This is a genomic window from Streptomyces sp. NBC_01092 (assembly GCF_045039535.1).
GTDB lineage: Bacteria > Actinomycetota > Actinomycetes > Streptomycetales > Streptomycetaceae > Streptomyces.
On the sequence record NZ_CP108659.1, the window covers coordinates 10,606,771 to 10,623,607 of the forward strand.

A 16,837-nucleotide genomic window follows, 5' to 3' on the forward strand; every position below is an offset into this window, starting at 1 on the left:
TGCGGTGGACCTTGTGCACGGGCACGCGGCATTGCGCCCGATGATCGCGGAGCGGGCCGGCCGAGTGTCCGGCCCGCTCCGCGCCACCCGTCAGACCTCCCGCGCGGCGAAGCAGCGGGCGTGGGCCGCGAGCAGTGCCGGCATCGGCAGCTGCGGACCGTCCGGGTCCTTCGCGGCGTCGTCCCAGCGGCGCAGCGCCACCGCGTCCGAGGCCAGCGGATGGGCCGCGAACTCGGCCACCTCCCGCTCGTCCATCGGACCGCCCTGGACCTTCAGCGACGCGATGGACACCCGGCTGAGCAGGGCGTGGTAGGCCGGGTCGGTCGCCACGAGATAGCGCTTGGCCGGTACGTGCTGGGCGATGACCCACGCGGCCCGTTCGCTCAGCCGACGCCGGGCGAACTCCGCGCCCGCCAACTCGTGCGGCAGACCCGGGTGTTCGGCCCGCACCGGCCGGGCGCGGCCGATGTCGTGCAGCGCCGCGGCGACGACCAGCTCGTCGTCCGCACCGGCCTGAGTCGCCAGCCACGCCGTCTGCAGCGCGTGCGTCCGCTGGTCGACGGCCTCGCCGTCGTACGGCAGACCCGCGAGGCCGTCGACCAGCGCGGCCAGTTCCTCGCCGGTGAGCTGGTCTTGAGCGGCGCCCTGGTCGCGAGGGCCGCGAGAGTCGTCAGGGATGCGGGATGTCACTGTTCCTCCGTTCCGCGGATGGTCTCCGCGAGTTCCTCGGCGAGCTGTGGCGTCGCCGCGACCACGCCCGACCAGCGCCGGGTGAGGTCGGGATCGATCTCCAGCGGGCGGCCGTGCACATCGATCACCGCGCCGCCCGCCGCGGGTACGGTCACCATCGCGGCCGCCAGGTCCACGATCCGGTGCGTGTCGGAACCGGCGTCGGCGAACGCGTCCGTCGACCCCTCGGCCACCAGCACCGCTTCCAGGCAACTCGTCGACAGGATGCGGATCCTGGCGGCCCGCGTCGCCACCCGCCACCACGCGTCGGCGATGTGCTGCTGCGGCCGCAGCAGACTGACCGCCGCACCGTCCAGTTCCGTACGGCCGTTCGTGCGGTACGGCGACGGCTGCCCCGCCACCGTGTGCCAGCAGCGACCCGTGTCCAGCCAACACGTCAGCGCCTCCGTCGGCACCCCGTCCACCGCGATGACGCCCGCGAAGGCCGACAGCGGCACACCGGACGCGGCGTTCGCCGTACCGTCCACCGGGTCGGTGACGAGCGTGACGGCGGAACCGTTGTCGATGTGCCCCAGTTCCTCGCTGAGCAGGTTGATCCGATGGGCGTTCACCACCACGGCGATCGCGGTGTCCACCAGGATGTCCAGCCGCATCGTCGGTGTGCCGTCCGCGCCCTCCTGGACCTTCTCGGCGAGCTGGGCCCGGTTGTAGGTCTCACGCGCGGCACGGAAGGCGGTCACGGCGGCCCGGGTCGCCGCGGCCAGCGCCGGGTGGACACCGGAGGGCAGGTGCGGCTCCGGCACGGGCCACGCGATCCGGCCGCTCGGGGAGGCCGGGTCGTTCATCGGGATCGAGCCGCTCACGCCGCCCCACCCCCCGATGCCGCGCGCAGCACCGCCGCCACGACGGGCCACGGGCGTCCCGGCTCGGCCAGCACCAGGTCGGCCCGCAGACCCTCCTCCAGCCGGCCACGGTCCCGGAGGCCGGCGACGTCCGCGGCACCGCCGGTGACCAGGCCGACCGTCTCGGGCAGCGGCGCCAACCCCTCCTCGGCGAGCAGCAGCGCGGCCCCGAGAAGCCCCGACGGCAGGTAGTCCGAGGCGAGCGCGGTGACCAGCCCGCGGGCGACCAGCTCGCGGCCGGAGGCGTTGCCGTTGTGCGAGTGCCCGCGCAGGACGTTGGGTGCGCCCATCACGACCGGCATACCGTGCTCGCGGGCGGCCTTCGCGGCCTCTGCCGTGGTGGGGAACTCCGCGACCGCGCCGCCGCGTTCGCACAGTTCCTCGATCTCCCGCGCCGAGCTGGGGTCGTGGCCGAGCAGCCGGACCCGGCCCGCGCGAGCCTGCTCGCCGAGCCAGTCCAGCGCCTCCTCGCGGACGTCCAGTCGGCCGTCGCGGTCCACGATCAGCCGGTCGACGTAGGCACGGGCCTCGTCCTGGGTGACCCCACGGGTGCCGACGAGGTAGCGCTCGTAGTAGGCGCGGTCCGCGTACTGGCCCTGGCCCGGGGTGTGGTCCTCGTGCGACACAAGGACCGGTCCGCCGTCCCCGTCCCCGATCTCCGCCAGCCGCTGCCGCAGTCCGGCCAGACCCTCCGGGCAGCGAACGTCCAGGCGGTGCAGGATCCGGTGGTCCACCAGTCCTTCGCCGCCCCGGCCCGCCACCGCCGCGCAGATCCGACGCGCGTTCTCCAGGGTCCGGCGCATCCCGCGCCCGCCGCTCTCCTCGAAGGCCGCGCCGTGGAACGCCGTCGTGACTCCGGCCGCGCGCAGCTTGCCTTCGAAGGACAACAGCGCGAACTCCAGGGGCAGTTCGGCGCCCGGCCGGGGCAGCTGCTCCTTCTCCAGGCCGTCGCTGTGCACGTCCACCAGGCCGGGCAGACAGAGCATGCCCTGGCCGTCGACGTCGGCCTCAAGCCCGGCCTGGTGCGGTTCGACGGCGGCGATCCTGCCGTCGCGCACGGCGACAAGGGCGTCGTCCAGTACCCGGTCGGGCAGCACCGCCCGGACGTGCCCGAGCACGTAGTCCGCGGGCGGGCCGCCCAGCGTCCAGCCCTGGGCCGGCGCCTCGGCCGGCCCTCTGCTCACCAGTCCGGTGCTCATGCCGCCTCCTGAAGCATCTGCGCCGGCGCGCCCTGCCGCGCGATCCGGCCGTCCCTGACGAACACCACCCGCGACGCCAACTGCCGTATGGCGTCCATGTCGTGGAAGACGGCGAGGACCGCGACGCCCTGCCCCGCCAGTGAGTCGATCAGCTCCAGCGCGGCCTCCCGGTTGGCCGGATCCAGCGCGGAGACCGGCTCGTCGAGGAGCAGCAGCCGGGGCGGCTGCACCGTGCCCGCGGCGAGGTTCACGCGCTGGCGCTCACCGCCGGACAGGACACTGCAGTCGACGTCCCAGAGCGTCTCGTCGAGGTTCAGCCGGCGCAGCGCGTCCGCCGCGGCCTCCCGCGCCTCGCCCCGGTCGAGCCCGCGCCGCCGGGCGATCGCGGCGACCACCTCCAGCGGGCCGGTGCGCGGCGGGGCCGCGAGGAACTGCGAGACGTAGCCGAACTCCCGGCCGCGCAGCCGGGCCATCTCCCGGTCGCCCAGCGTGGTCAGCTCGATGGGCCCGGCCGCCGTCCGCAGCCGTACGGAACCGGAGTCCGGCAGGTACGTGCGGTACACGCAGCGCAGCAGTGAGGACTTGCCGGCGCCGCTGGGGCCCGCGAGGGCGACGTGCTCGCCGGTGTTCACGTCGAGGTCGACGCCGTGCAGCGAGGGCACGGTCCGGCCGTCGATGCTGTGGAGGGTGAAGGACTTGTACAGCGCGCGGACCGTGAGTACGGGGTCCTCTGCGGATTCGGTGTCGGTGGTGTTCACCGGGCTCACCTCCGGGCGGCGGCGACGAGCCGCTGGGTGTAGGGGTGGTGGGGGTCGTGGAAGAGCTGGTCGGTCAGGCCCTGTTCGACGACCCGGCCCGTCTGCATGACCAGCGTGCGGTCGGTCAGAGCCTCGATCACGGAGAAGTCGTGGCTGACGACCACCGCGGCCACGTCCCGCTCCGAGAGCAGGCTGCGCAGCAGGTCGAGCACCCCGGCGGCGACGGAGGCGTCGAGGCCGGTGGTGGGCTCGTCGAGCAGCAGCACGGGCGGTTCGGTGGCCAGCGCCTTGGCGATCTGCACGCGCTGGCGCATGCCGCCGGAGAAGGTGTGCACGGGGTCGTCCATGCGGGACAGCGGCACCTCGACCCGGTCCAGCAGCTCGGCCGCGCGGCGCCGGATGGCGTGGTAGCCGCGCCAGCCCGCCGCGGTCAGCCGCTCGGCGATGTTGCCGCCGGCGGAGACGCGCAGGTCGAGTCCGGCGGCCGGGTCCTGGTAGACCACGGCCATCGAGTCGATCCGCAGCCGCCGCCGTACGGCCGGGGGCAGCGCGAGCACCTCGGACGCGCCGCCGTCGACCGTGGCGAGGTGGACCCGGCCGGCGGTGGCGGGCTCGTCGCCGACGACGCAGCGCAGCACGGTGGACTTGCCGGAGCCCGACTCGCCGATGAGACCCAGGGCTTCACCCGGCGCCACGTCGAAGGAGACGTCCCAGGCGGCCACCACGGCGCCGGTGGACGGGCTGATCGCGGTGCCGTGCTCGGGACCCGTGCCGGGCACGGCCGATGCGCCGCCCGCGCCGTGCACCTTGCCGATGCCGTCGACGCGCAGAGCCCATTCGGGGCCGTCGGACGACGCCCTGCGCACGGGCGCCGGCACGTCCTGCACAGTCTCCGTACCGGTCACGGGCGCACTACGACGTCCCGCGCGGGCCCGCGGATCGGGCAGCAGGGCCAGCGGTGCGCGTTCCCGGTGGGCGGCGGTGTCGGCGTCCCCCGCCTGGACCCGGGCGCACCACTCGGTGTCGCTGCACGCGAAGGCACCCTCGGTACCGGCGTTGACGAGGTAGACGTCGTCGCTGCCGCAGAACTTGCAGCGCCCGCCCGGCTCGTGCTCGACCTCGAACGGCACGTCGTCGAAGGTCAGGGGCCGGACCTCGGTGTGCGGCGGCACCGCGTAGATCCGCTTCTCGCGGCCGGCGCCGAAGAGGTTCAGGTGCTCGGCCTCGTGCAGGCGCGGCACGTCCCAGCGCGGGATAGGGCTGGTCGCCATCACATAGCGGCCGCCGACCAGCACGGGGTAGCCGGTGCTCGCGGTGATCATGCCGTTGCGGACGATGTCCTCGTACAGGCTGACCCACATCGCGGAGTAGTCGCCCTCGGCGTGCATCCGCGCGCACTCGGCCATCGACTTCTGCACACCGCGCAGCGGTTCGGGCACCGGCACCTGGTAGACCACCACGTGCCGCTCGCCCAATGCCTCCTCCGGGATCCGGTGCCGGGTCTGCACGACCGTGGCCTCGCGTGTGTCGGCCGACTCCTCGCACCCGGTGGTCTGCGCGATCATCCTGCGCAGGTTGGTGGCGTTGACGCCGGCGTCGTCGCCCTGGTCGATCACCTTCACCGTGTCGTCGGCGCCGATCACCCCCAGGGTGACCTGGAGTCCGCCCGAGCCCCAGCCGCGGGCGACCGGCATCTCCCGGGATCCGAAGGGGACTTGGTAGCCGGGCACGCAGACCGCGGCGAGTGAGGCGCGGCGGATCTCCCGCTTCGCGTCCTCGTCGAGGATCCCGGCGGGCGGGCTGCCGGCGTCCGCCTCGGCGACCAGCGCGCCGATCCGGGACGACTGCACGGTGTCGTACGGCGTCGTGGTCATCGGCATTCCTTTCCTGCGGGCTCGGCGGCCCTGGCCGGCAGGTCCTCGCCCGCCTCGGCGGCGGCCTGCATGGCTTGCTTGCGCTCGACCATCGAGCGGAAGGTGACGTAGTGGGGGAGCTTCAGGTGCTCCAGGAACCCGCCCGAGTCGAGGCCGTCGAGGGTGAGCAGCAGCAACTGCTCCAGCGGCCCGCTGCGCCCGAACCGGCGGCCCGCGATGTCCAGGTTGGCCATGGCGATCGCCTTGCGCTCGTTGTGGCCGAAGCACAGGCCGTAGCCGATGTCGAAGCGGGTACGGTCCTCGTCCGCACCGTCCAGGTCCTCGATGGCCTCGGCCTCGGTGACCCGGAACTCGCCGACGGCCACGGGGTTTCCGGTGTGCGGGTGGCGCACCCGCAGCGGCAGCCGGCCGTGCCGCAGCTCACCCAGGGTGATCTCGTGCACATCGCCGTCCGGCCCCAGGACGGAGCGGTACCAGAGGGCGATCAGCGCCCCGGACTCGGCGCGGGCCATGGCGGCCAGCACGGCGGACCGGTCGGCGGGCGGCCGGGCCGGCTTGCGGGTGATGTCGTGCGGCTCTGGGTCGTCACCGGTACGGCCCTCGGCGACCAGCTCCCACTTGCGCAGCAGGTCGAGGAACCGGCGCGGGCTGCGCTGCTCGTCGGTGCGCTCGGAGATGTCGACGGTGCCCCGGCCCTCGGGCTGCCCGGGCTGCTCGGGCTCCGGCCGGGCCGCGGGCCGCTCCAGCAGCCGGCCCGTGTAGTCGGAGGTACGGCCGAGGAGTTGCGGCCCGTCGGGCTCGCGGAACGCCGGCACGATACGGCGCAGTACGGTCATCTCGCCCGGGTCGACCGGTTCGCTGACCGCGAGGCGCGGCAGGGTGGACCGCTGGGCGCGCAGCAGGTGCGAGGCCTCCAGGGAGTCGCCCTCGGCCTGCCGGAAGGCGTCGGCCGCGGTCGGCTCGTCGTACAGCCCGGCTTCACCCATCACCCGGTCCACGGCCAGCCGGAAACGGGCGGTGATCTGCTCGGTCGACGCCCACGGGGCGGGCGCGTGGTCGCGCTTGCGGCGGACGAGGTCCTCGGCGGCGAGGATCGCCTCCAGTCCTCCGCGTGCTCCCGAGTACCCCATCAGCTCTCCTCCTCGGACACGGCATCGGTCATGGCGGTCATGGCGGTGACGGTGGTGCTGCGCGGCAGGCCCATCAGGCGGCCGTCGGGTGCGGCCAGCAGTAGGTCGACCCCGGCGGGGAAGCCGCCGACGGCCTCCGCGCGCGCCTCGAAGAACCCGTCCGGCAGGCCTTGCGGAGCCACGTCCCGCTCACCCGGAACACCGGGTCCGGACAGCCGCCAGACGCGCGACGCGCCCTCCAGCGCGGTCACGGGCAGGCACAGCACGGCGCCGTCCTCCGGCGCGTCGGCCGCGCCCCGGGTCAGCCGCAGAATCTCCTCCGGGGTCACGGTCCTCACGGCCGCGACGAGCCGGGCCTTCTCCAGTGGCACCGCAGGGGCGTTGGTGGCCACGCTCACCACGTCCGACCAGCGCCGGGCACCGTCCTCCTCCAGGACACAGATGCCGGTGCCGAGGTCGGCGAGGGCGAGGACCGGCAGCAGCGCGGGCGGCACCTCGGCCGCCACGTCCGCGGGGAAGCGGGTCACCGTGCCCGGCCGCGCGAGGGCGTCCAGCACGGCCCGGAAGACGCCCTGGGCCTGGGCGGGGCGCAGCTTGGCCGCGCTCACCAGCTCCGCGGTCCCCGTGGCGTCGGCGGCGGGCCTCGGCATGGTCTCGACGGCGGTCACGTCAGCTCCTCGAACTCGACGACGGTCGGGGCGAGTTCCGCCCACTCCTGGCTCTCGCGCCGCTCCCGGCGGCTCGCGACCCGCTCGCAGAGCAGGTCGATGTCGGCGGCCCCGGGGCGGCCGGCCTCGACCTCGGCGTCGAGCACCGCGGCGGCCAGCACGGCCGCGCGATCGTCACCGAGGCGCATGGCCCAGCCGCGATGCCCGGCGACCTCGACCTCAGCCCGGCAGGCCAGGACGTCACCGAGCAGGAACCGCTGCTCCAGGACCGGTTCGCGCACCTGCGCGGTCACACAGCCGACCTCGGGGGCCACCAGGACCCGCACCTGAGCGCCGTCGGCGATGCATGCGTCGGCCAGCTCGATCAGTTCGGCCCTGTCGGCCTCGGCCAGCAGGGCACAGCGCTGCTCCCTGCTCAACTCTTGAGTCACCACTACTCCCAGTTCATTGCGGTGATCGCTTTCTGTGGCGCCGGAGCGCTCCGCGGTGCGACGCCCTCGTCGCCGACCGCCCGTTCGTCGAGCTCGACCACCACGCGGACGGCGTCCGCGCGGGTCCAGGTGCGGCTGCACATCAGGACGTTGCCGGCCGCCTCGTCGCGGCTGACGCTCTCCACCAGCCACGCGGGCAGGCTGCTCTCCACGCGCAGGGCGCGCAGGACCTCCGCCGGCGGGACGTCGATACTGACCCGGCACCAGGCCCGCGTCGGCCGCACCCGCACCATCTGGCGCAGGACCATGTCGACGGAGTCGACGGCGTGCAGTGCCAGGTCCAGGTCGGGAACCTCCTCCACCGGGATCCACTCATGGACCCAGGAGGCGAGAAGGTCGTCGATGTAGAACTCGCGCTCCACCTCGTGCACGGCCGTGCCGGCGGGCCGCTCGAACCGGTCCGCCAGGTCGGCGGGCAGGGGGATCCTGCGCACCGACTTGACCAGGGCACGAGGTGTGGCGCCGGCGGCCGAGATCGTTGTGGACCACGACGGCGGGACGCTGCGCGAGATGACGTAGTCGATGCGCCGGTTGACGTACGTGCCCGACCCCTGGGTCCGGCGGACGACGAACCGGCGTTCCAACTCCTGCACGGCCGCCCGCGCGGCGGCCCGGCCCACGCCGAACCGCCGGGCGATCTCTGCCTCACTGGCGACCCGGGTGCCCCTCGGGCACTCGGCCAGCTCGGCGGACAACTGCTCCGCGATGTCCAGATACCTGGTCGCACTCACATGAGGAACGATCGTCGGCCAAGTCGTCCGGACAACTTGCTTCCGACCAACGCGTCCGACCGGGAGTGTGAACAGCCGTGTCAGTTGTTTTTCGGTTCGAAACGGCCTTCTGCCTTGGATTCCATGGCGGAGGGCGCGTTTCCGGGGCGGTCGAGGCCCGCGCGGTCCTGTCGGGCGCGGACGCGGGTGCCGTCGACGCCGAGGCGATCCCCGCGGTCGTCGCCACCGCAGCGGTCGCCGCGAGGAGGGTGACGGCACGGTGGGGCAGCTTGAAACCGGACGTGCTGGGCATTGTCGGCATCGTGGGCATGGTGAACTCCCCATCGGGTCGTGGAACCGAAGCCGCGGAGTGAAGGCACCTCCGCTTCGCCACGACCGATCCTGCTCAACACCCGCCCCGCACACGTCAGTCACCAGTCGTGACCCCTTCCGCCGTGCGGATGAGCCCGTCGACGAAGCGATACCACTCACGATGTACGCCACGACGAACCGCGGCGACGTCGAGTCCTCTCGCCGCGCCGAGTCAGCTGCGGGAAGCAGCGGACCGCGTCAGCAGGACGTGTCCGCTCGCACCCGCGCACAGCAGGCCCGCCACCATGCAGACAAGGCTGAGGGCAGGGCCGGAGCTCCACTCGATGTGTGCGGCGCGGGCGGCCAGGACGACGGCCATGGCGGCCGCGGTGCCGGGCAGGGCGATCAGGGCCGGGCGGGTGCGGGTCAGGTCGTCCTCAGCGAGGGCACCCAGGACGCCGACTCCGAGAGCGAGAGCCCATACGCCGAGCGCCTGTGCGTCGAGGCGGTTGGTGTGCCAAGGGACGAAGTCGGCCCAGAAACCGGGCCGGATCAGCAGGCCGGTGCCGATGCCCAACCATGCCGAGCCCAGTACGGCCAAGGCCGGTTTGGACCAGCCCGGCAGCGGGGCGGCGGGCGTGCCGCCCGGCCGGTCGGGGACGCGGTGTTGCAGGGCCAGTGCGATCACGGCCCACACGCACAGCAGGCCCAGGACGAATATCCAGCCCAGGCTGAACAGTACGGACAGGACGGGGCCGCCCTCGGCGATGTAGAGCCGGTCGGCATTGAGCAGGGTCACCGTGCACAGGCCGACCAGGACGACGGCCAACGGGTGGAGCAGGGAGCGCGCTTCCTCCCAGTGCTGTGCCCGGCTCACGGCGAACAGGCCCGGCGCGGTGCCCAGCATGGCGGCGCCGATCAGGCCCGGGTTCAGAGACTCGGGAGAGGGCCAGGCGCCGAAGACCTGGCCGGTGAGACTGACGGCCGCCAGGAGTCCGCCGACGAGAAGGCTGGTCACCGCCACCGCGGTGGCCAGCATGGCCACTCCAGCGGTCAGCGGGCGTCCGCCGGAGGCTGCGCGGGCGGGGGTGTCGGATGCCTGTGTCATGAGGTTTCCGTTTCCGGGCAGGGGGCCTGGCGGGCGTGCGGCGGACCGGCGACGACCGTGTAGCGCGGCGGACGGCCACCGGACAGCTGTCGGCTATAGGACCGGGGAGGAGACGCGGGAGACCGACGCGGCAGCCGGGGTCGCGGTCGATCGCTTGAGCAGCTCGCGGGCGTACATCACACGCAGGCTCACCACCGCCGTCGCCGCGGTCGCGAGGACGCCGCAGCCGATGGAGAGGCCGGCGGCCAGTGCCGTGTGGTGGTCGAGACCCAGAGTGCGCTCGAAGACCGGGGTCGCACCGGCCGACAGCACGGGGGCCAGACACAACGCCGTCAGGTGCAGCCGCCACTCCTCCCGGGCCCAGGCGCGCCCCTGCCGCGCGGCGCGCCGGGCGCCGACGGCCATGACGGCGTAGGTGACGGCGTACGGCAGCAGGTAGCCCGCCAGCAGGCGGTGACCCGCCGCTCCGAAGTCCAGGTAGGAGTACACGATCCAGGCCAGAGCGGCGGCGCCGGCCACGTGGGCCGCGGCCAGCACCGGCAGCGGGGCCCACGACCCGGACACCCCGGCGACGGACTTGCGCCGGTCGAGCGAGCGCGAGGCGAGGAGCGCGCCGAACGCGACCACCGACCCCAGATGCATGATGGCCACCTGATTGATCTCAGCCATCGACAGGCCCGGCAACAGCAACGGCAGACCGCCCCACTCCAGGCGCAGCAGCGGAGCGGTCAGCAGAAAGCCGTAGCAGAGCAGCATCCAGCGCTGGTGCAGATCCGGGAAACCGCCGACGGCGGCCAGGATGCCGAAGGTCACGCTCATCACGGTGCCCACCAGGAGGGTGGCGAGCACGATCCAGAACGCCGCCCCGCTGAAGGCGTCCTCGGGAGCGGTGCGCGCCAGGTACAGTCCGGCGCCCGCCATCGAGGCGTACACCGTCACCGCGAACACGACGCCGAGCACGCGGTGCAGACGCATACGCCGCCGGGCCGCCGTCAGGAGCTGCGCGGGCCCCAGGAGCATGAGCAGGCCGCCGAGCACCGAGTGCACGATCAACGGCACCAGGCTGTGCCGGTACGGCTCGATGCGCGTCGCCAGCGCATCCGCGACGTAGCTCGGGGAGACGAGGCGGGACATCAGCCACTCGCCGAACGCGGGCGCGCCGGGGCTTGCGTACGGCCACAGTTCGGTCATCGCGACCGGCGCATAAGCGACACACATGACGGTCACCGCGATCGTGGCGCCGCGGCGCCAGGTGCTGCTGGTCGGACGGTCCACGGCGACCTCCTGCTCATGGCCGCTGCACGGCCGAACCGATAGTCCAAATTGGACTATCGAGAAGGTAGAGGGGACCAATGCCGAGGTCAACGGTCCGTGGCGGTCGGGAATCGTCAGGAATCCGTGGACGTGCGGTCCTCCCGCTGCCGCACCCACGTCCAGAAGTCGACCATCATCCGCTCGTAACGGATCCCGAACTCCAGCGCCTCGCGCTGACCGGGGGTCAGCAACTCCCCGACCTCGTCCGCGAGTTCCTCGTACGACCCCAGGGTGCGCCGGTGCTCGTCCACCTGCACCGGGGCAAGCAGGTCCGGCTGTCCCCCGAACCACAGCTTGAGGATGCCGCGCTCCCGCGCCTCCACGGGCACGAACTCCGGATCCCCGAGCCACTCCTGAAGCGCGGCGCGCCCCCGGTCCGTCAGCGCCAGCACCCTGCGGCCCCGTCCGCTCTCCTGCCGCACCTGCGACAACAGCCCCGCCTCCAGCAGTCGGTCGCACTGCGCGTACACCTGCGCGTGCGGCACCGACCAGAAGGGCGCCACCGTCCGGGCCGCCTCCCCCTTCACGTCGTATGCACTCGCCTCGCCCAGCTTGTCGATGATCCCGAGCACCAGGTAGGAGGGGGTCGTCAACCGCACGTCAGCCATGAGGTGACCGTATCGCCACAGGCGGCGGCAGAAGGGCACACCTTCTGCCGGCCCCTCGTATCCGTCAGCGCACGACCCGGCGCAGCCACACCGCCAGCAGTTCCACGGCGAGCACGGTGGCGAACACCAGCAGCAGTACGGTCGTGACGACCCCGAAGTCCAGCACCCGCGCGGCGTTGAGCAGGTCGAAGCCGATGCCGCCCGCGCCGACGATGCCCAGCAGGGTGGCCGAGCGGATGTTGACGTCGAGCTGGTAGAGGACGTGTCCGACGAACGCGGGCGCGGCCTGCGGAAGTGTCGCCGAGCAGAAGACCTGCCAGCGCCCGGCACCCGTGGCACGTACCGCGGCCTCCACCCCTGGGTCCACCTCTTCCAGGGAGTCGGCCACGAGCTTGCCGAGCAGCCCCACCGCGCCGACGCCCAGGGCCAGCGCGCCGGCCACCGCGCCCAGGCCGGTGATCACCACGAAGACGATGGCGAGGACGAGCTCCGGAACTCCGCGGACCAGCACCACCACGACCCGGAACACGGCAGCCGTGGCGGGGGCTGGCGCGACATTGCGGGCGGCCAGTGTGCCGATGGGCAGGGCCAGCACCACCCCGATCAGCGTCGCGGCGAAGGCGATCTTGATCGTGTCGAAGAGGTCGGACAGCAGGTCCGGCAGGATGCCGCCGGTCTCCGGCGGCCAGAACAGCCCGAGCGTCTGGCCGATGTTGCCGAGCGCCCCGAAGAACTGGTCCGGTGCCAGATCCGCGCCCCACAGGGAGGCGGCCAGCGCGAGGACGGTGACGGCCGCGTAGGCGGTGCGGCGGATGCGGCGGGCGGTCCACGGCGGGCTGATGCGGGGTGCCGCGGAGGGCCGGACCGGCTGCGTCGGGGTGCGCGTATCGGGCAGGGCCTTCGCGTCCACCGGCGGCACCGCGGTGAGAACGGGCCCGCGGGCGGCGGCAGTCCGGGGCGCGGCGCCCTTGCCCCGCGTCCGCCCGCCCCTGTCGGCGCTCCGCAGCAGCGCCCGGCGAATGGCGCCGGACAGCAGCTCCACCAGGATGCACAGCACCAGCACCACCAGCGCGAGCGCCATGCCCCGCCGGTAGTCCAGGGCGTTCAGGGCCTCGGCGATCTCGAAGCCGAGGCCGTTCACGCCGACGAAGCCGAGGACCACGGAGATCCGGAGGTTGATGTCCAGCCGGTGCAGGGCGTTGGCCACCAGGGAGGGCAGAACCTGCGGCAGCACACCGGAGACGAGCTGTTGGAGGCGCCCTGCGCCGGAGGCGCGTACGGCGGTGCGCGGTCCCTCGTCGATCTGCTCGATCGCGTCGGCATACATCTTGCCGACCATGCCGACGGAGTGCAGGCCCATGGCCAGCACGCCGGTCAGTGCGCCGAGTCCGAAGACCCGGAAGAAGATGATCGCCAGCACCACGTCCGGCACGGCCCTGGCCAGCACGATGACACCGCGCGCGGCGAACCGGGCGCTCGGGTGAGGGGTGGTGTTGCCGGCGGCCAGCACCGCCACCGGGACGCTGAGCAGCACCGACAGCAGCGTCGCGCACACCACGACGGCCATCGTCTGCCCGCACAGCCGCAGCAGTTCGGCGGCGGGCGGGAAGTCGAGCGGGACCATCCGTCCGGCGAAGTCCGCCGCGTTCGAGGCACTGTCCACGAGCGTGGCGGCGTTGATCCGCAGATCGGCGAAGGCCCAGCAGGCGAAGCCGGCCAGCGCGGTCATGACGAGCAGCGCGGCGATGCCACCGGCGCGGGGCCCGGGCACCGTCCGGGGCGCGTCGGCGGGCGGCTTCGGCGAGGTGGGGGAGGGCGGGGTCGGGGCGGTCGCGGTCGAAACGGTCACGGGCTCAGCCCGCCGTCGCCGCGAGAACCGCCGGGGTCGCGACACCCAGACGCGCGTACACGGACATCACTTCGTCCCGCGTCAGCCCGGACACCGGGCTGTCCATCAGGACCCGGCCGCCACGCAGGCCGATGATCCGGTGGGCCCAGGAGAGCGCCAGGTCGACCTGGTGCAGGCTGCACAGCACCGTGAGTCGCTCCTCCTCGCCGATCTCCTTGATGAGCCGCATGATCTGCGCCGAGGACTCCGGGTCGAGGGAGGCCACGGGCTCGTCGGCGAGCAGGATCTCGGGCCGCTGCATCAGGGCCCGGGCGACGGCGACGCGCTGCTGCTGGCCGCCCGAGAGGGTGTCGGCCCGCTGGAAGGCCTGCTCCAGCAGGCCCACGCGCTCAAGGTGCCGCAGTGCCTCGCGCCGCACGGCCCGCGGGTAGGTAAGGAGCCCGAGACGCGGGCCGCGCAGCCTGCCGAGCGCGCCGGTGCACACGTTCTCCAGCACCGTCAGGCTGCCCACGAGGTGGAACTGCTGGAAGACGAAGCCGATACGACGGCGTAGCCGGCGCAGTTCCGCCGCGCCGGCGCGCCCCACATCGGTGCCGAGCACGCTCACCGTGCCGCTGGTCGCCTGCTGGAGCCCGTCGACATGGCGCAGCAGCGTCGACTTGCCGGATCCGGACAGCCCGAGCAGCACGACCATCTCCCCGGCCCGTACGCTCAGCGACACGTCGTCGAGTGCGCGCACATCCGAATCGAATTGTTTGCTGACGCCCTCGAATCGCACGACGGGCTCGGGGAGATGGTCCGTGGTCATGGGTGGCTCCGACTCTCTCGGTGAACTGAACTGCCATAGGGAAAACCGGGATTGCGGAGCCGAGTGACCACCGCAATCCCGGTTTATCTCGTTATGCGTGATCCGATTCGCGGGAACCGGAACCGCGGATCAGGACTCCACGCACTGCTTGTCCTTGGTGACCTCGCAGACCTTGCGGACACCGTCGTAGGTGGCGTCGTCCACCGTCGCGTAACCCCAGTCGCCGGCGTCGTCGACCTCGCACTTGGCGCTGCCGCCGCAGTAGCCGTGGGCCTTGAGATAGTCGACGTTGGCCATGGTCCTGAAAGCGTTCGTGATCTTCTGCTTCAGGTCGGCGTCGAGATCGTCACTGATCGCCACCGGGGAGCCGGGAATGAGGTCGGACTTCCACACCGTGGTGATCTCGTCCTTCTTGAGCTGACCCTTCTCGATCAGCTGCTTGTCGACCATGGTGTCGTAGGCGAACCCGGCCTCGCACTGGCCGCTCTTGACGGCGAGCACGGACGCGTCGTGCCCCCCGGACATCACCGCGGTGATGCCCTTCTCCACATCCACTCCGGCGTCCAGCAGCCCGGAGCGCGGGTAGAGGTAGCCGGAGGTCGAGTTGGGGTCGACGAAGCAGACCTTCTTGCCCGCGAAACCCTTGAGATCCTTGATCGCAGAGCCGGTCTTGACGATGCCGTAGGACCGGTATCCGGGCTTGTCGCCCTTCTTCTCCACACCGGCGGCGATCGGCGTGGCCTTCACACCGGAACTCTTCGCCTGCACATAGGAGAAGGGGCCGTACGCGGCAATCTGGATCTTTCCTGAACGCTGCCCCTCGATGACGGCGGCGTAGTTCGTGGCCTTCTGGAATTCGATCTTCCGGCCGGTCTCCTTCTCCAGCATCTTGATCACGGTCGCGTAGGACGCCTTGAGGTCGGTGGAGTTCTCGGCCGGGACGGCGGCCATCACCAGGGTGTCGCCGCCCTTTGCGCCCGACGACGTGTCGGATTCGGACACCGCGCTCTCACCGCAGCCGGCCAGGACGAGAACGGAGCTGGCACCGAGGGCGAGTACGCCGAGATTGCGCCGGATCACAGGAAACATCGTTCGACTTCTCCTCAAACGGCCGCAATGGTGCCGCCGGAACGGGTTTTGAACGGGACCCAGGCTGAATCCAGGCCATGCCGTGGCAGAGAAGCGATGGTTACGACCGGTCGAACGGGGCCGGTCTCTTGTGGCCGGCGGACCGGACGACTCGGGCCGCGGGTGGGGTGTCTGCGGGGGCCTCGGGCACCCGGATCAGTGCCCTGACCTGCACCGCACCGGCGAATGAGCCGCTGAGCGCGAGGAGCGCTCGATCATCGCTTCGTGCGGGTGAACGGCGACCGACCATCCGGACGCCCCTCGCGTGGCGGGCGTCGGGCCGTGGCGCGATTGTTGCCCTGAGACGTCAGGACGGCTCACCCACCCGTGAAGGAGACACACGGCATGCTCGGACAGTCACAGGCCTTCAGTGGCTTCGCGGTCGGCGACCTCGACGAGGCCCGTCGGTTCTACGGCGAGACCCTCGGCCTCCAGGTCGAGGAGACCGGTCAGGGGGACATGCGCATGCTGACCCTACGGCTCGCCGGTGGCACGCAGGTCTTCGTCTACCCCAAGGAGGCGCACACCCCGGCGACGTTCACGATTCTCAACTTCCCGGTGGACGACATCGAGGCCGCCGTCGACGAATTGCAGCGGCGCGGCGTGACTCTGGAGCGCTACCCCGGATTCGACCACGACGAGAAGGGCATCGTCCGCGTCGGCGAAGGCGAGGGCGACGACGCCCCAGCGGCGATCGCCTGGTTCACCGACCCCGCCGGGAACGTCCTCGCCATCCTCCAGGAACACTGACCGGCCGGACCGGGCGCCGACGCCGCCGCGGTCATGACCGACCCGAGAGCCCGGTCCGCGGCGAACCCTCGAGCAACCCTCGCGCGCGCCGTGCGGTCTTGCCGGATGCGACTTGCCGAGCGCCTGAGCGAGGGTGGGACCGAGGGTGGAGATGACGAATCTGAACACTGTGGTGACGTGGGTCGACGCACGCGAGAGGCTGCCCCGGAGCGGAATGCCGGTGGCAGCGGCGATCACGGGCCGGTATCCGGCCGACACCTCCGCCGAGCCCGACAAGGGGTCGGGGGAGGAATTCTGGCTGGTGAGGCCGATGGTCTTCACGACCCTGCACTGGAGCGAGGACGGGACGGAGCACCGGGACTGCTTCGTCGACTCCGACGGGGTCGTCCGCCTGCCCCACGGCCTTGGCAGCGACGAGACCGTGACGCACTGGGCCGAGCTCCCCACCCTGCCCGGCGGCACGACGTACGTCGTGCTCGGGGAAGAGGTGCAGTCCGCTCTCCAGAACGCGTGGGGCGCTCCTCCCCGCACCTGACGC

At 72.4% G+C, this 16,837-nt stretch carries 17 protein-coding genes; 2 read left to right on the forward strand and 15 right to left on the reverse strand.

What is annotated here, in order from left to right; translation table 11 throughout:
* Positions 1-90: 90 nt before the first annotated feature.
* The 15 genes from OG254_RS47205 to OG254_RS47275 form a co-directional block, all read right to left on the reverse strand.
* Positions 91-690 carry an HD domain-containing protein gene (locus OG254_RS47205; RefSeq protein WP_405594127.1) on the reverse strand — a complete coding sequence of 200 codons (600 nt, stop codon included), beginning with the start codon at positions 688-690 and terminating at the stop codon, positions 91-93.
* On the reverse strand, positions 687-1,553 hold the full coding sequence (locus OG254_RS47210; protein WP_405594129.1) for an inositol monophosphatase family protein: 867 nt from the start codon (positions 1,551-1,553) through the stop codon (positions 687-689). Before OG254_RS47210 ends, OG254_RS47205 begins: the two co-directional genes overlap by 4 nt.
* Positions 1,550-2,791 carry an alpha-D-ribose 1-methylphosphonate 5-triphosphate diphosphatase gene (locus OG254_RS47215; protein WP_405594131.1) on the reverse strand — a complete coding sequence of 414 codons (1,242 nt, stop codon included), beginning with the start codon at positions 2,789-2,791 and terminating at the stop codon, positions 1,550-1,552. The genes OG254_RS47210 and OG254_RS47215 overlap by 4 nt, the downstream gene beginning before the upstream one ends.
* Complete coding sequence (locus OG254_RS47220) at positions 2,788-3,549, reverse strand: phosphonate C-P lyase system protein PhnL (protein WP_405594133.1); 762 nt, start codon at positions 3,547-3,549, stop codon at positions 2,788-2,790. Before OG254_RS47220 ends, OG254_RS47215 begins: the two co-directional genes overlap by 4 nt.
* A 5-nt stretch (positions 3,550-3,554) precedes the next feature.
* The gene (locus OG254_RS47225) at positions 3,555-5,423 is read right to left on the reverse strand and encodes an alpha-D-ribose 1-methylphosphonate 5-phosphate C-P-lyase PhnJ (protein WP_405594136.1); all 1,869 of its coding nucleotides are present in this window, start codon (positions 5,421-5,423) and stop codon (positions 3,555-3,557) included.
* A complete protein-coding gene (locus OG254_RS47230) occupies positions 5,420-6,553 on the reverse strand; it encodes a carbon-phosphorus lyase complex subunit PhnI (protein ID WP_405594138.1) in 1,134 nt (377 codons plus the stop codon). Before OG254_RS47230 ends, OG254_RS47225 begins: the two co-directional genes overlap by 4 nt.
* The gene (phnH, locus tag OG254_RS47235; protein WP_405594141.1) at positions 6,553-7,221 is read right to left on the reverse strand and encodes a phosphonate C-P lyase system protein PhnH; all 669 of its coding nucleotides are present in this window, start codon (positions 7,219-7,221) and stop codon (positions 6,553-6,555) included. The genes OG254_RS47230 and phnH overlap by 1 nt, the downstream gene beginning before the upstream one ends.
* On the reverse strand, positions 7,218-7,652 hold the full coding sequence (locus OG254_RS47240; protein ID WP_351193058.1) for a phosphonate C-P lyase system protein PhnG: 435 nt from the start codon (positions 7,650-7,652) through the stop codon (positions 7,218-7,220). Before OG254_RS47240 ends, phnH begins: the two co-directional genes overlap by 4 nt.
* Positions 7,653-7,654: 2 nt before the next feature.
* Complete coding sequence (locus OG254_RS47245; RefSeq protein WP_405594145.1) at positions 7,655-8,443, reverse strand: GntR family transcriptional regulator; 789 nt, start codon at positions 8,441-8,443, stop codon at positions 7,655-7,657.
* A gap of 523 nt (positions 8,444-8,966) precedes the next feature.
* Positions 8,967-9,842, reverse strand: a complete 876-nt coding sequence (locus OG254_RS47250) for a hypothetical protein (protein WP_405594147.1) — start codon at positions 9,840-9,842, stop codon at positions 8,967-8,969.
* 93 nt (positions 9,843-9,935) lie between these two features.
* Positions 9,936-11,117, reverse strand: coding sequence for a DUF2306 domain-containing protein (locus tag OG254_RS47255; RefSeq protein ID WP_405594149.1), 1,182 nt, complete (start codon positions 11,115-11,117; stop codon positions 9,936-9,938).
* A gap of 113 nt (positions 11,118-11,230) precedes the next feature.
* Positions 11,231-11,764, reverse strand: a complete 534-nt coding sequence (locus OG254_RS47260; protein WP_405594151.1) for a PadR family transcriptional regulator — start codon at positions 11,762-11,764, stop codon at positions 11,231-11,233.
* 64 nt (positions 11,765-11,828) lie between these two features.
* The gene (gene phnE / locus OG254_RS47265) at positions 11,829-13,613 is read right to left on the reverse strand and encodes a phosphonate ABC transporter, permease protein PhnE (protein ID WP_405594153.1); all 1,785 of its coding nucleotides are present in this window, start codon (positions 13,611-13,613) and stop codon (positions 11,829-11,831) included.
* Between the two features lie 4 nt (positions 13,614-13,617).
* Positions 13,618-14,421, reverse strand: coding sequence for a phosphonate ABC transporter ATP-binding protein (gene phnC, locus OG254_RS47270; protein WP_405594155.1), 804 nt, complete (start codon positions 14,419-14,421; stop codon positions 13,618-13,620).
* A gap of 129 nt (positions 14,422-14,550) precedes the next feature.
* Positions 14,551-15,510, reverse strand: coding sequence for a phosphate/phosphite/phosphonate ABC transporter substrate-binding protein (locus OG254_RS47275; protein WP_405594157.1), 960 nt, complete (start codon positions 15,508-15,510; stop codon positions 14,551-14,553).
* Positions 15,511-15,894: 384 nt separating this feature from the next.
* Between OG254_RS47275 and OG254_RS47280 the strand changes: the two genes are divergently transcribed.
* Entirely contained in the window at positions 15,895-16,299 is a 405-nt protein-coding gene (locus OG254_RS47280) for a VOC family protein (RefSeq protein WP_405594159.1), read from the forward strand.
* 151 nt (positions 16,300-16,450) lie between these two features.
* Entirely contained in the window at positions 16,451-16,834 is a 384-nt protein-coding gene (locus OG254_RS47285; protein ID WP_405594161.1) for an AQJ64_40280 family protein, read from the forward strand.
* Positions 16,835-16,837 lie beyond the last annotated feature (3 nt).